Source organism: Nitrosopumilus maritimus SCM1 (genome assembly GCF_000018465.1).
Classification (GTDB): Archaea; Thermoproteota; Nitrososphaeria; order Nitrososphaerales; family Nitrosopumilaceae; genus Nitrosopumilus; species Nitrosopumilus maritimus.
Window position 1 is genome coordinate 597,807 of the sequence record NC_010085.1, and the last position, 12,859, is coordinate 610,665.

General features: G+C 28.8%; 12 protein-coding genes. 9 read left to right on the plus strand and 3 right to left on the minus strand.

The features are described from left to right. Positions 1 to 36: 36 nt before the first annotated feature. Both proS and NMAR_RS03525 read right to left on the minus strand, forming a co-directional pair. A complete protein-coding gene (proS, locus tag NMAR_RS03520) occupies positions 37 to 1,479 on the minus strand; it encodes a proline--tRNA ligase (protein ID WP_012215041.1) in 1,443 nt (480 codons plus the stop codon). A gap of 59 nt (positions 1,480 to 1,538) precedes the next feature. After that, positions 1,539 to 1,823 carry a hypothetical protein gene (locus NMAR_RS03525; protein ID WP_012215042.1) on the minus strand — a complete coding sequence of 95 codons (285 nt, stop codon included), beginning with the start codon at positions 1,821 to 1,823 and terminating at the stop codon, positions 1,539 to 1,541. Positions 1,824 to 2,024: 201 nt separating this feature from the next. Between NMAR_RS03525 and NMAR_RS03530 the strand changes: the two genes are divergently transcribed. The 5 genes from NMAR_RS03530 to NMAR_RS03550 all read left to right on the plus strand — a co-directional run bounded on the left by NMAR_RS03530 (position 2,025) and on the right by NMAR_RS03550 (position 7,380). Beyond that, on the plus strand, positions 2,025 to 2,240 hold the full coding sequence (locus NMAR_RS03530) for a hypothetical protein (protein ID WP_202965520.1): 216 nt from the start codon (positions 2,025 to 2,027) through the stop codon (positions 2,238 to 2,240). Between the two features lie 112 nt (positions 2,241 to 2,352). Next, positions 2,353 to 4,788 carry a PEP-utilizing enzyme gene (locus NMAR_RS03535; RefSeq protein WP_187146560.1) on the plus strand — a complete coding sequence of 812 codons (2,436 nt, stop codon included), beginning with the start codon at positions 2,353 to 2,355 and terminating at the stop codon, positions 4,786 to 4,788. A gap of 51 nt (positions 4,789 to 4,839) precedes the next feature. Beyond that, positions 4,840 to 5,478, plus strand: a complete 639-nt coding sequence (locus tag NMAR_RS03540; protein WP_012215044.1) for a gamma-glutamyl-gamma-aminobutyrate hydrolase family protein — start codon at positions 4,840 to 4,842, stop codon at positions 5,476 to 5,478. Further along, positions 5,472 to 6,263 (plus strand): phosphocholine cytidylyltransferase family protein, encoded by a 792-nt coding sequence (locus NMAR_RS03545; RefSeq protein WP_012215045.1) that lies wholly within the window; start codon positions 5,472 to 5,474, stop codon positions 6,261 to 6,263. Before NMAR_RS03540 ends, NMAR_RS03545 begins: the two co-directional genes overlap by 7 nt. Before the next feature lies 1 nt (position 6,264). Next, positions 6,265 to 7,380, plus strand: coding sequence for a sulfatase family protein (locus NMAR_RS03550; protein ID WP_012215046.1), 1,116 nt, complete (start codon positions 6,265 to 6,267; stop codon positions 7,378 to 7,380). Between the two features lie 74 nt (positions 7,381 to 7,454). Here the strand turns inward: NMAR_RS03550 and NMAR_RS03555 are convergent, their stop codons facing one another. Further along, entirely contained in the window at positions 7,455 to 8,606 is a 1,152-nt protein-coding gene (locus NMAR_RS03555) for a CDP-glycerol--poly(glycerophosphate) glycerophosphotransferase (protein ID WP_012215047.1), read from the minus strand. Between the two features lie 184 nt (positions 8,607 to 8,790). On the opposite strand from NMAR_RS03555, the gene NMAR_RS03560 reads away from it, so the two are divergent. The 4 genes from NMAR_RS03560 (at position 8,791) to NMAR_RS03575 (ending at position 12,822) form a co-directional block, all read left to right on the plus strand. Beyond that, positions 8,791 to 10,323, plus strand: coding sequence for an alkaline phosphatase family protein (locus NMAR_RS03560; protein ID WP_187146561.1), 1,533 nt, complete (start codon positions 8,791 to 8,793; stop codon positions 10,321 to 10,323). A gap of 117 nt (positions 10,324 to 10,440) precedes the next feature. Beyond that, a complete protein-coding gene (gene serB / locus NMAR_RS03565) occupies positions 10,441 to 11,091 on the plus strand; it encodes a phosphoserine phosphatase SerB (RefSeq protein WP_187146562.1) in 651 nt (216 codons plus the stop codon). A 34-nt stretch (positions 11,092 to 11,125) separates the two neighbouring features. Next, positions 11,126 to 11,851 carry a coenzyme F420-0:L-glutamate ligase gene (gene cofE / locus NMAR_RS03570; RefSeq protein ID WP_012215050.1) on the plus strand — a complete coding sequence of 242 codons (726 nt, stop codon included), beginning with the start codon at positions 11,126 to 11,128 and terminating at the stop codon, positions 11,849 to 11,851. 56 nt (positions 11,852 to 11,907) lie between these two features. Further along, positions 11,908 to 12,822 (plus strand): PHP-associated domain-containing protein, encoded by a 915-nt coding sequence (locus NMAR_RS03575; RefSeq protein ID WP_012215051.1) that lies wholly within the window; start codon positions 11,908 to 11,910, stop codon positions 12,820 to 12,822. Positions 12,823 to 12,859: the final 37 nt, after the last annotated feature.

The window sequence follows — 12,859 nt, forward strand, 5'->3', positions numbered from 1 at the left end:
AAAAATTAATTTTTTTGTATTATTATATTTGGTGTATCAATACCCTCTTGCAAAAATTGGAATTGATTTGCTTTGTTCCCCACAATACATGCATTTTGAATTAGTATCTTCACTTCCAAATGGAATTACTCGTATATCTGCCCCTGTCTCTTCTTTTATCTTCTCTTCGCATTCTAATTTTCCACACCAAGGGGCGTTGAAGAATCCTCCTTCCTCAATTTTTAATTTGAATTCTGTGTAATCTGATACGTATTTCGTGTTTTCTTTTGATTGTTCTCGTGCCTTTTCTAACATGTTTTTTTGTATCTCATCTAAAACCTCAACAACTTTTTCTATCTCACTAAATTGCAAATTTGTCTTTTCACGATTGTATCTTTTTGCAACAACAATGCTTTGTTTTTCAATATCTTTTGGTCCAATCTCTATGCGTATTGGAACCCCTTTCATCTCCCAGTCGTTGAATTTGTAGCCTGGTGACAATCCTTGTCTGTCGTCTACTTGAACTCGAATATCTTTTGCCTCTAAACTTTCTTGAATTTCTTTTACTTTTGGTAATACTTTGTCTCTTCCTTCATCATTTCTGTAAATTGGAACAATCACTACTTGTGTTGGTGCAACTTTGGGTGGCAACACAAGACCCTGATCATCTCCGTGAGCCATTATCATTGCACCAATTAATCTCCAAGACACTCCCCATGATGTTTGCCATGCAAAATGTTCTACATTGTCTTTGTCAGCAAATTTTACTTCAAATGGTTTTGAAAAATTTTGTCCTAGGAAATGTGATGTGCCCATTTGCAATGCTTTTCCATCTGGCATAATTGATTCCATTGTAGTTGTATATACTGCACCAACGAATTTTTCTTTCTCACTCTTCTTTCCAGTTGTAACTGGAATTGCTAATTCTTCTTCAACAGTATTTTTGTAAATGTCTAGAATTTTCATTACTTCTTGTTCTGCTTCTTCTTGTGTTATGTGCACAGTATGTCCTTCTTGCCACAAAAATTCTGATGTTCTGAGAAATGGTTTTGTTGCCTTGATTTCTGCACGTAATGCTGTATTCCAAAAATTAATCTTTAGTGGAAGATCCCTCCAACTCTGAATCCATTTTGAGTATAATGTGTATGCTAGTGTCTCAGATGTTGGTCTTAATGCTAGTCTGTCTCCAATTTCATTTGTTCCTGAATGTGTTACCCAAAATACTTCTGGATTGAAACCTGCAAAGTGTTTTTGCTCTTTGCCTAACAGTGATTCAGGAATTAATACTGGAAGAAATCCATTTCTGATTCCGTTTTTTGCAAATTTTTTGTCAAATGTATTTTTCAATGATTCCCAAATGGAATGTCCATCTGGTCTGAGCACGATTAACCCTTTAACTGGTGCGTAATCTGCTAGTTTGGCTTTTAGTACAACTTGAGTATACCACTCACTAAAATCCTCATTCTTTGAAACTGTAATCCCCACATCTTCTTTACTCAAACTAAAATTCTCAGAATAAATTAACTAATGAGCTTTTCGTGAATTGTTCTTGTTTTTTGTTAAAGGGAATCGCCTTTGCATAGGACTTTGCCTGTAACTCTACTTTGGAAGTTTGGGCAAACAAAGCACTGTATAAAATGAATGTCGTCCTTTAGAACTGGACAAGCTACAAATTCTTGTTTCATTCTTTTGAGCATTTTTGGACTAACTCCTTTTAGTTTCAGTTTTCCTTTATCATCCATCATGCCTGACGCTTTTAGTTCTGCCTTGACGTTGTCTGGTAGCTTTTGTCGTCCTTCTCTTTCTTGAATTTCTACTTCAAATTTGTGTTCTAATTCATCCATATCTATACGACTAACTCCGGTGATTTATTACTAGCGTTTGATCTTCAAAAATACTCCTATCAAAAATGGATTTTTTATTTAAATATGTTCTAGTTTGATTTGTTGTTATTTGTATGTATGAAATGTGTATTTTCTAAATATTCATTTTTTTCATGTCAATTTAAAAAAAGAATATAATAACTGGGTTTTCTTAACATGCGTATGAGATTAATTTTTCATATTTTTTTAATTCTTGGAACTATATTGATTAGTTTTCAAACCTTCTTTGTATCTGAAGCATATGCTTATTTAGATCCTAGTACAGGTAGTATGTTTATTCATGTTATTATTGGTGCTCTTGTAGGTGTGGGAATTACTTTGAAAGTTTATTGGTTAAAAATAAAATTCAAATTATCAAATATGATGAAAAAAGAATAATTTGATATTTTATCATCTTTTCTATGTCTAGCCTGAACCCAATAAGAGATCTCACTTAATCTGCATTTTTATTAATGGAAGCATTAATTTTTCTATAAATATGATGTTTCATATGGACTGCTCAAATTTAGAAAATTTTTTTAGTTCCAAATCTGATGTACTAAAATTTCTTTTTCACAAACTCAAAAAATCCACTATCGAAGAAATGATGTTTTTTTCTATTTATGAATGGGATAAAAATAAAGAGAAAATTTTGTGTGAACTTTCTAACAACTTCCCCTCTGAATTAGTTATTGTTAGAAGCTCAGCAATGGGTGAGGATTCAATACAAAAATCTGAAGCTGGAAATTATTTGAGTATCCAAAATGTAAATTCTTCATCAAAGAAACAACTAGAAAAATCAATCCAAAAAGTGATTAATTCTTATCACAAGAAAGGCAATTACAATAAAAATAATCAAATTTTAATTCAAAAACAATCCCTTGATATTATTACAAGTGGAGTTATTTTTTCAAAATCTCTCAATATTGGTTCACCTTATTATATCATAAATTTTGATGATGGAACAAATACTGATAGTGTTACAAAAGGTGAAGTTGGAAATATCATAAAAATTTCTAGATTTTCAGCTTCTGTAAAAATTCCATTAAAATGGAAAAAACTAATCAAATCTGTTCAAGAAATAGAGAAAATCTTAGGCACTGATTTACTTGATATCGAGTTTGGAATTAATATACATAAAGAAATTATTATTTTTCAAGTACGTCCGCTTACCTCTACAAAATCCATCACGATAAAAAATTTTAATAATCATTTTCCAAAATTAATAGAAACTAACAAAAAATATTTTTCAAAACTTCAAAAAAATCCCTCTCTGATTGGTAACAGAACAATTTTTTCTGATATGTCTGATTGGAATCCTGCAGAAATAATTGGCAGTAATCCGAATTTGTTAGATTATTCATTATATGATTATTTGATTATGAAAAATACTTGGAGTAAAAGTAGAGAAATGTTAGGTTACACCAAAGTGAAGACTAATTCTCTTATGGTAAAGTTTGGCCAAAAACCCTATGTTGATGTAAGATCAAGTTTCAATTCATTAATTCCTGCAAAAATCCCCAAAAAATTGAAATCCAAATTGATGGCTTATTATATGAATAAAATCCAAAATTTCCCACATCTTCATGATAAAATTGAATTTGAAATTTTATTTTCTTGTTATGATCCGACAATAAAAAATCGACTAAATGAATTACATAAATATAATTTTTCTAAAGAAGAAATTCATCAAATAGATCAATTGTTGAAAAAATTCACTGGAGATTTAATTGATAACTTTCCTAGTATTCTGAATGCTACACTTGATGCTATGAGACAATTAAAAGAGAATCGAGAGAAAAGTCTCAAAAGCTTAATTGATGTCAAATCACCTTCGAAAATTTTGAATACTCTTGAAAAATTGCTGAATGACTGTAGAAATATTGGTACTCTTTATTTCTCAATAATGGCTAGATTAGCCTTTGTTTCTTCAATAATTTTGAAAGGATTGGAAAAAAATGGAAATTTAGACTCAAAAATATTGGAAAACTTCATGAATACTTTACAAACCCCATTATCTGATATTCAACATGACCTAAATTCTTATGTAAATGGAGATCTTTCAAGAAAACAATTTCTTGTAAAATATGGCCATTTGCGACCTGGAACTTATGATATTACTGCATCTCGTTACGATAAAGATAAAAATTTTTTCAATAATGTAAAATATCTTAAAAATGAAATTGACAAAATTTCTTTTAATGAATTTAAATTTAAAAAAATTTTTCAAAAACACATTCCTTTTGAATCTGAGAAATTCTTGTTTTTTATAAAAGAATCAATTTCTCAAAGAGAAAAAACAAAATTTGAATTTACCAAAAATTTGAGTTCGGTGATAGAATTAATTGCAATGTTGGGTAAATTGTATGGATTTAGTAGAGAAGATGTTTCCAATTTGAGTGTCGATTTTATTCTTAGAAACAAAAACAAAAACAAAAATGAAATTCGTAAATTATGGACAAAAAATATCTTAAAAGAAAAAAATTCTAAATCATTAAAAAATTATTTATCCCTTCCACCACTTTTAACTCATGAAAATGACTTTGATGTTCATGAACATTATATTTCTAAACCAAATTTTATTACATCTAAAAAAATCACTGCTGATATATATACAATAAAAAATTCCAAGAAATTTTTAGATGTTGAAAACAAAATTGTTTTGATAGAAAATGCTGACCCAGGTTATGATTGGTTATTCACAAAAAATATTTCTGGATTAATTACAAAATATGGAGGTGTTGCATCTCATATTGCTATAAGATGTGCTGAATTAGGACTTCCAGCTGCAATTGGTTGTGGTGATATTTTATTTGAACAGTTAGAAAATACTCAAAAAGTATTACTTGACTGTAAACATCATCAAATAATTATTTTGGAAAAAAATACCGAAGATAACTATTCTGAAGAAAAAAAACTCTTAAAATCTTTAGGTTACATAAAATAATCCCTTTAGCCGATTGTAACTGTTTTATAATGAAAATTCTCTTTAAAAATATTGGTAAAAAAAATTGGCATTACTTTACGTATTGAAACTATTCAGGAATATGATGAAAAACGAGATGCTTTAAGTCATGATTGGTTTGACTTTTTTCAAAAACTAAATTGTCTTCCAGTATTAATTCCAAATAAACTCCGTGAAGTTGAATCCTTTTTAGAAGAAATGGACTTAAATGGATTGATTCTTTCAGGCGGTGATAATATTGGAGACGATCCTGAACGTGATAAAACTGAAAAAAAAATTATGACTTTTGCGATGACTAATAATATTCCTCTATTGGGAGTCTGCAGAGGTATGCAAGTAATTAACCAATTCTTCAATGGTAAAATAATTTTTGATAATTCTAATATTCATGTTGGGAAAAATCATGTAGTTGATATTATCGATACAAAATTTTCCAATTTTTTACAAACTAATACAATGAATGTAAATTCATTTCACCATAATTTGATTGATAAATCTTCTTTGGGGAAAAATCTAATTCCATTTGCATTTTCTTCTATTGATCAAACAATTGAGGGCTTCTATCATGAAAATTCCCCTATTTTGGGAGTCATGTGGCATCCTGAACGTGTGAATTTGAATTCAAATCAAACTGAACTTGTAAACATGTTATACTGTGATAAAATTTGGTAAAATTAATAATTTTAGGTGCTGGTGAAGGAACTAGATTAAGACCATTAACTCAAAATTGTCCAAAATGCATGGTGAATATTTTTGGTAAATCATTATTAGAACACCAAATTAATACTGCAAAAAACTGTGGAATTGATGAAATTATTATTGTTAAAGGATTTCTTGGATATATGATCCAAATCCCAAATATTCGTTATTATGAAAATAAATATTATGATTCTACAAATATGGTTGAAACACTCTTTTGTGCTGAAAAAGAATTGAATGAATCTGTAATTGTATCTTATGGTGATATTATTTATCAAAAAAACATCTTGAAAAAATTAATTGATTCTCCTGATGATTTTTCAGTGGTTATAGATAAAAATTGGAAAAATTACTGGCAAATTCGTTTTTCAAATATTCTTGATGATGTTGAAAGTTTACGATTAAAAGATGGTTATATAATGGATATTGGGCAAAAACCCAACTCATTAGATAATATCGACGGTCAATACATTGGTTTGATGAAATTTCAACATAATGCATTATCTACTCTAAAGACTTTTTATCATAATTCAAAAGAACAATCAAAATTAGGAACAAATCCTCTCAATCCAAAAATCCCTTTTACAAAATCATACATGACAGATTTGTTACAAGGCCTAATTCATAATGGACAAAACATCAAAGCAATTGAAATTAATGGTGGATGGTTGGAATTGGATACTTTGAATGATTTTGAAATTTATCAAAAACTATATGCTCAAAACTCATTAAAAGAATTTTTTAATTTGGAGAGTTGAATTGAAGCCTAACATTATTTTTGTATTATTAGACGGTGCACGGTGGGATCGTATAGAAAATTCATTTGAATTTTCAGATTTAAGAAAAGATGGAATTTTTATAAATAATGTTTCAACTGTTTTTCCATACACTTCTGGTTCACTAAATGTAATTTTTTCAGGACAATTTGGTAAAGAGAATGGTGTAGATGGCTATTACAAAGTATTGAAGTTAAAAAATTCCATACAAATTTTGCCTGAGATTCTTCAAAATTATGGATATTTTACTGCTCGGGGGTTACTTAATGATAAATTATTGTCTCCTAGAGGATATGATCTTCGAACTGTTCATAATGAATTTGAAGATGATCTAAATGACATTCATCCAAAATTAATTAATGATGTATTTCAAAAGGCAAATGGAAAACCTGTTTTTCTTTTTTTACATTTTACTCGTATCCATACATTTACGGTTTCTGAAATTTTAGATAAATATGACTGGAACGATAAGACCTTTTATGATTTAGTAAATTCCAATCTTAAGAAATATGATCAAACAATTGATGAAGCTGGGCATTATGCCAAAAAAATCACCAATACAATCAAGATTCTTGGAGAAGAGGAAAACACAATAATTATTTTCTTTTCAGATCATGGTACTGGTGTTGGAGAAAGATATGGTGAACGAAGCTATGGTTCATTTACGTATGAAGAAACAATTAGAACTTTTTATCTTTTCACAGGGTCACTTCTTCTAAAAAATAAATTTTCTGACAAATTAAGAAGTACTTTGGATATAATGCCTACTATCCTTGAATTGTGTAAAATAGATGAAAATCTGAATCTCTTTGGAAAAAGCTTTGCAGGATTTCTCACTGGAGAAACAACTCATCTTAGTGAAAACCCATTTACTTTTTCTGAAACTGGTGCATTAGAAGGTCCATTCCCTTCTCCTGAGCATTCTAATGTTTTTTGTATTAAAACATCTAATTATAAATTAATTTATTATGTTTCTAACAATTCTTGGGAATTATTTGATTTGCAAAAAGATTTCCATGAAAAAAATAATTTGATAGGAACTTTACCATTAATTGAAGATGATTTAAAACAAAAACTCTTGAATTGGATAAATCGTTAAACTCCCACTTTAAAACTATAAAATAATTTTCTGTATTTGATTCATTGATTATTATACCAATAAAATCATCAATTTTATTTTTTTTTTAATAATTTAATTATGTATTCAGTTCCTACTATCACTGATTTTCCAATGTTAAAAACTGTTTCATCACGATTATTTCTTATTTGATTTTTAATTGATTCTTGATTTGTGTATATCTCTTCAATTTTTTTTGGAATAGTTTCTAACTCTGTTGTTGGCACAATTATTCCAATTTTATTCCTAATACTTTCTTCAATTGGTATTTGTGAAATATCTTTAAAGTTAGGATTGCGCATTTTTTTTGGTGTATCGATATACATTACTGGTTTTTCAAAACCAAATGCAAATTCTAATGCAACACCTGACCAATCTGAAATCATAATATCTGATTGTAAAAATGAATCAAAATACGATATATTTTGCTCTAAGAAAAAATTAGAATTTTTTGAAAATGTTTTTAAAATATGTTCAACTTTCTTTTTTGATTTTTTTTGTGTCATTGGATGAATGCGAAGAATTACTTTATATCCTGAATTTAATAATATGTTGATTATTTTTTCAGAAACTGTTTCAAATAACCCATCTTTTCCCCATGATGGTGCAATTATAATTTGATATGAATCTTTTTGTTTTAAAGTTATGTCTGTATTTTTTGAATGTATTTTTAGTAGATTATCTAAATGTGTATATCCAAATTGAACTAATTTTTTTGCTTTTAAATTATATAGTTTCTCTGCTTCTTTTATTTCATTAATCTGATAATTTCCTACACAAAAAATAGAATCAAAATAATCAAAGGCTTCTTTTCTGTATCCTAAATGTGTACTGATCATTGAATGAAACATGTAGATGTAGTGCACATTATGCATTTTTGATCTTTTAATATGAAATGCTTCTAGATCTGGCATGGTCATAATCAAAATATTTGCCTGTAGTTCTAAGAAAAATTTTGTTCTAGCAACCCCTTCTCCAACATAAAATGCTTTAATTTTTTTATTTTTTGAAATTATGTCTAATTCTTCTTTACTAGATGTAACATAACAAATACTTACATCATAATTTTTAATTAATTCATCAATAAATGATTCAAAAATAATTGTTGAGTTTTTGTCTTCTGAATAGAAAACAATTTGTTTTTCTGCTATATCTAAATTTGAAAATTCTTTTAGATCGGTCGATTCATTTTTAGAAAAAAAACCCAAATTAATTATCTTATATCACTGCTGTTAATTAGTATTAGTCTTAACTAAACCGAAAAAATTTATAATGTTTCTTCCATGAATATGTGTTGATTTTTAAAAGATTCATTTTGCTTACTGCTCAATTTTTTATCTGTACTGTATCAAAACATCATAAATATAATTAATTTGCCTAAATATGGTCTCTTTGTTTTCTGAACCTATTTCAAAATTCCCTTTTCATCCATTTTTAATTGGATTTTTTTTCGTTATTTCATTATTTTATAATAATATACGTGTACTAAATTTTGACGAAATCCTAATTCCTCTAATTATTGTACTTGGAATCATTACAAGTATTTGGATTTTGATAAATCTTATTGTAAAAAATAATTTAAAATCCTCCCTTATTTTATCTCTAGTTTTAATTTTATTTTTTTCTTATGGACATATTTATCTAGAAATTGATCATTTCACTATAAATGAATTTGATATAGGGAAGCATCGATTTCTTTTAATTCCATTTTTTTCTATGTTTATTTTAGGAACTATTTTACTAATTCGAACGAAGAAAATATTAGATAATACTACATTAATTACTAATACCATTTTTTTAGTTTTAGTAGTTATAGTGTTAGTTAATATTCAATTATATTATTTTGAAAACCCTTCTTATTTTTATCTCAATCAAAACATTGAATCAAATACAATTTCAAATAATATAAACACATTTCCAAATATTTATTTCATCGTACTTGATGGCTATCCTGGATATCGTAGTCTTGAACTATCGCATCAAAATGATGGTGAATTTTTTAATTATTTTAAAAATAATGGGTTTTTTGTTTCTGAAAATAGTTTTAGTAATTATCAAGTTACGCATTTATCTGTTCCCTCTACATTGAATTTAGATTATCTCCATCCTCTTGCAGAAATTAAAGATGGTGTTTATGATCAACGTGATTTTCATTTATTAGGAAATGATAACAAGTTGATGAACTTTTTAAAATCTAACGGATATCTAATTGTTAATTTTGATTCTAGTTGGAGTTTTTCAAGAGACATGAAGCATGCTGATCTACAACTTTGTGGTGATAATCAATTTTTAAATTCTGAATTCCTAATTATGTTAACAAAAACTAGTATGCTAAATCCTGTTTATACAAAAGCCTTTGAAAATGATCTAGTTGAACTAAGACTTTGTGCATTTGACCAAATACTAGATATTGATAAACGTGTATCGGAACCTTTTTTTGTTTTCTCTCATATGTATATGCCCCATCCTCCTTACTTATTTGGTCCTAATGGAGAAATTTTATCTCCTGATGAATTAGATTTAATTGCATATTCACCTGAAAAACAGTCTGCATATTTTGATCAAGTCAAATTTCTTAATAAAAAAATCCCTCAAATTGTAAATAATTTACTCGATTCTGAAAATCCTCCAATAATAGTAATACAATCTGATCATGGTTCGGCATTTTTAATGGGTGAAGACGACACAAATTGGAAACATCCTGACAATAACATGCTTCTTGAACGAATGAATATAATCAATTTTATTTATTTGCCTGATTCTCCTGATATTCTTTATGATGAAATTACTCCTGTCAACACATTTCGAATCATACTTAATCATTACTTTGGAACTAATTTTGAAATACTAAATGATAATTCATATATTTTTAATGGCACTGATTTTGAGGATGTTACTATCAAACTGAAAAATATAGAAAATTAGACTATAATTTAGACTTCAATATGTTTAGGAAGATGTTTTTAGATCTAATTCATGATTTCACATATACATTCTCCTAACTTTAATATAATTAGCAAATTTTTGCAAAACAGAAATCAATTGCTAGTAATTTTTGATGTTGAAGGTGTTTTGTATGATGAAGAATATCTTCCAATCCTTGCAGAGAAACTCAATAAACAAGATGAGATTTGGGCAATTACAAAACAAGGAATTCAAGGAAAAATTAACTGGGAAGAAGGACTTCGAACTAGAGTTGCTGCTCTAAAGGGCCTTGATGAAAAAACATGTCAAGAAGTTTCTGATGCATTACCCATTATGACTGGTGCAAAAGAAGCATGTAGAGCATTAAAAGCTGCTGGTTGGAAGTTGATGGCTGTTTCAGGCGGATTTACACTGATGATGGAGAGATTAAAAGACGAATTGGGATTAGATTATGTTTATTCCAATGAATTAATTTTCAAAGACGGAAAACTGGATGGCGTAAAAATCAATGTTGATTCAGACAAATCAAAATCTGCACGAATTAAAATTGAAGAATGGGGAGAAAAGAAAGAGAATATTGTATGTGTTGTAGATGGCGCAAACGATGTAAAATTATTTGATATTTGTGGATTGGGAATCGCATATCGTGCACAAGACTTGGTAAAAGATTTGGCAACCACAACTCTGGAAGAAAAGGATCTTTCAAAAATTTTGGATATTATTAACAAACATTACAAATTAGAATTAGAATCTCCAACTCCTGCATAAACAATTTTTTAGTCCACTCTTTCAGATATTATAATTGGAAATCATACCTATTCATATTGAAAAAGAGATTGAACCTTCAGATGATCTTTCAGAATTGATCATCTCTTCAAATCAAATCCAAGATGGAGATGTCATAGTAATTGCTCAAAAAATAATTTCAAAACAAGAGAGACGTCTAGTTGAATTGTCTACTGTAAAGCCTTCATTGCTTTCTGAAGGAATTAGTTCACAATATCAAAAAGATCCTCGTATTACTGAATTAATTCTATCTGAATCAAAACGAATCATTCGTATGAAAAATGGAATTTTAATTGTTGAAACAAATGATGGTACAATTTGTGCTAATGCTGGCATTGATGAGAGTAATGTAAAAGATGGATTTGCAACCCTGTTGCCATTGGATTCAGACAAATCTGCCAAAAACATACGTGAAAAAATTTTCAAACATACAAACAAAGATGTTGCAGTGATAATTTCTGATACATTTGGTCGTCCATTTAGATTGGGACAAACAAATTGCGCTATAGGAATTTCAGGATTGTCACCTATAATTGACTATGAGGGAACTCAAGATACATTTGGAAAAACTTTACGTGTTACTGCAATTGCAATTGCTGATGAACTCTCAGCAGCATCTGAATTAGTTATGGGCAAAACATTGAAAACCCCTGTAGCAATAATTCGAGATTGTTCGTTTCCAAAAGGTGAACAAGGAATCAGTGAATTAATCCGTGCGGAAGATGAAGATCTTTTTAGATAATTTTTTGTTTTGATTCCATAAGATTATTACCTAAAGACAAAAAATTTCATTTGAAAATGCCAATAAATGCTGAATTACATTGTCATAATTCTTTTTCAAATTTTCATGTAGGTCATGATGAACCTCCTTATGATTGTGATATCACTATACGAGATCAACTTGAGCGATCATATCGTTTGGGATTAGATGCAATTTTTGTTACTAATCATAATACTCTGGATGGATACCGTCAATTGTTAGAATACAAAAATAATCATTCCAAATTCAAAAACATCGATGTTTTTCCGGCAGAAGAAATCACCACTGATACTGGTGCTCATGTTTTAGCTTATGGAATTCATGATGTGATCTCACCTGGCCTTTCTCTTGAGGAAGTAATAGATGAAGTTAGAAAACAAGGTGGAGTGTCGTCTGCTCCTCATCCATTTAGTTTACTTGATGCACTACGTGACAGTGCCAAAAAATGTGACATGGTGGAGGTCTTTAACAGCAATAATGTTGATATTCTATCTAATGCTCGTGCAACAAAATTTGCTTTGGATAATAACATGATTCAAGTTGCAGGGAGTGATTCCCATGTTTTATCAACACTTGGAAGATGTGTCAATGTAATTGATTCTGAAAATAATCTAGATGATATTTTATTTGCTATGAAACATGGGAAAATAGAAATTTCTCAAACAGGTTATGCTCATCAAGCTGAAACACTTGACCATTTGCGATACAAAATTAATAATTCCAAAGAATATTTGATTGATTATATTTCTGAACACTATCCAAATGCAAAATGGCTTTTGACATTGTTATTGAGAATTTACGATTCCAATCAAAATAGTCACATGTGGGCACTTTTTTACAAAATTGCAATTTATTTGATGAAGAGAATTTCTCATAAAATCAATTTCCAGAATCAAGATCCAAGTTTCATGAAAGACAGAAATCTTGCAACCATGTTCAAAATGGCACTGTAAGCAATAATTAATCTAAAAAACTCAAATAGCTTTTAAT

Coding starts and splice junctions, on each gene's coding strand:
- NMAR_RS03525 (WP_012215042.1), bottom strand. CDS start 1,823: ATGGATGAATTAGAACACAAATTTGAAGTAGAAATTCAAGAAAGAGAA.
- NMAR_RS03575 (WP_012215051.1), top strand. CDS start 11,908: ATGCCAATAAATGCTGAATTACATTGTCATAATTCTTTTTCAAATTTT.
- NMAR_RS03530 (WP_202965520.1), top strand. CDS start 2,025: ATGAGATTAATTTTTCATATTTTTTTAATTCTTGGAACTATATTGATT.
- NMAR_RS03535 (WP_187146560.1), top strand. CDS start 2,353: ATGGACTGCTCAAATTTAGAAAATTTTTTTAGTTCCAAATCTGATGTA.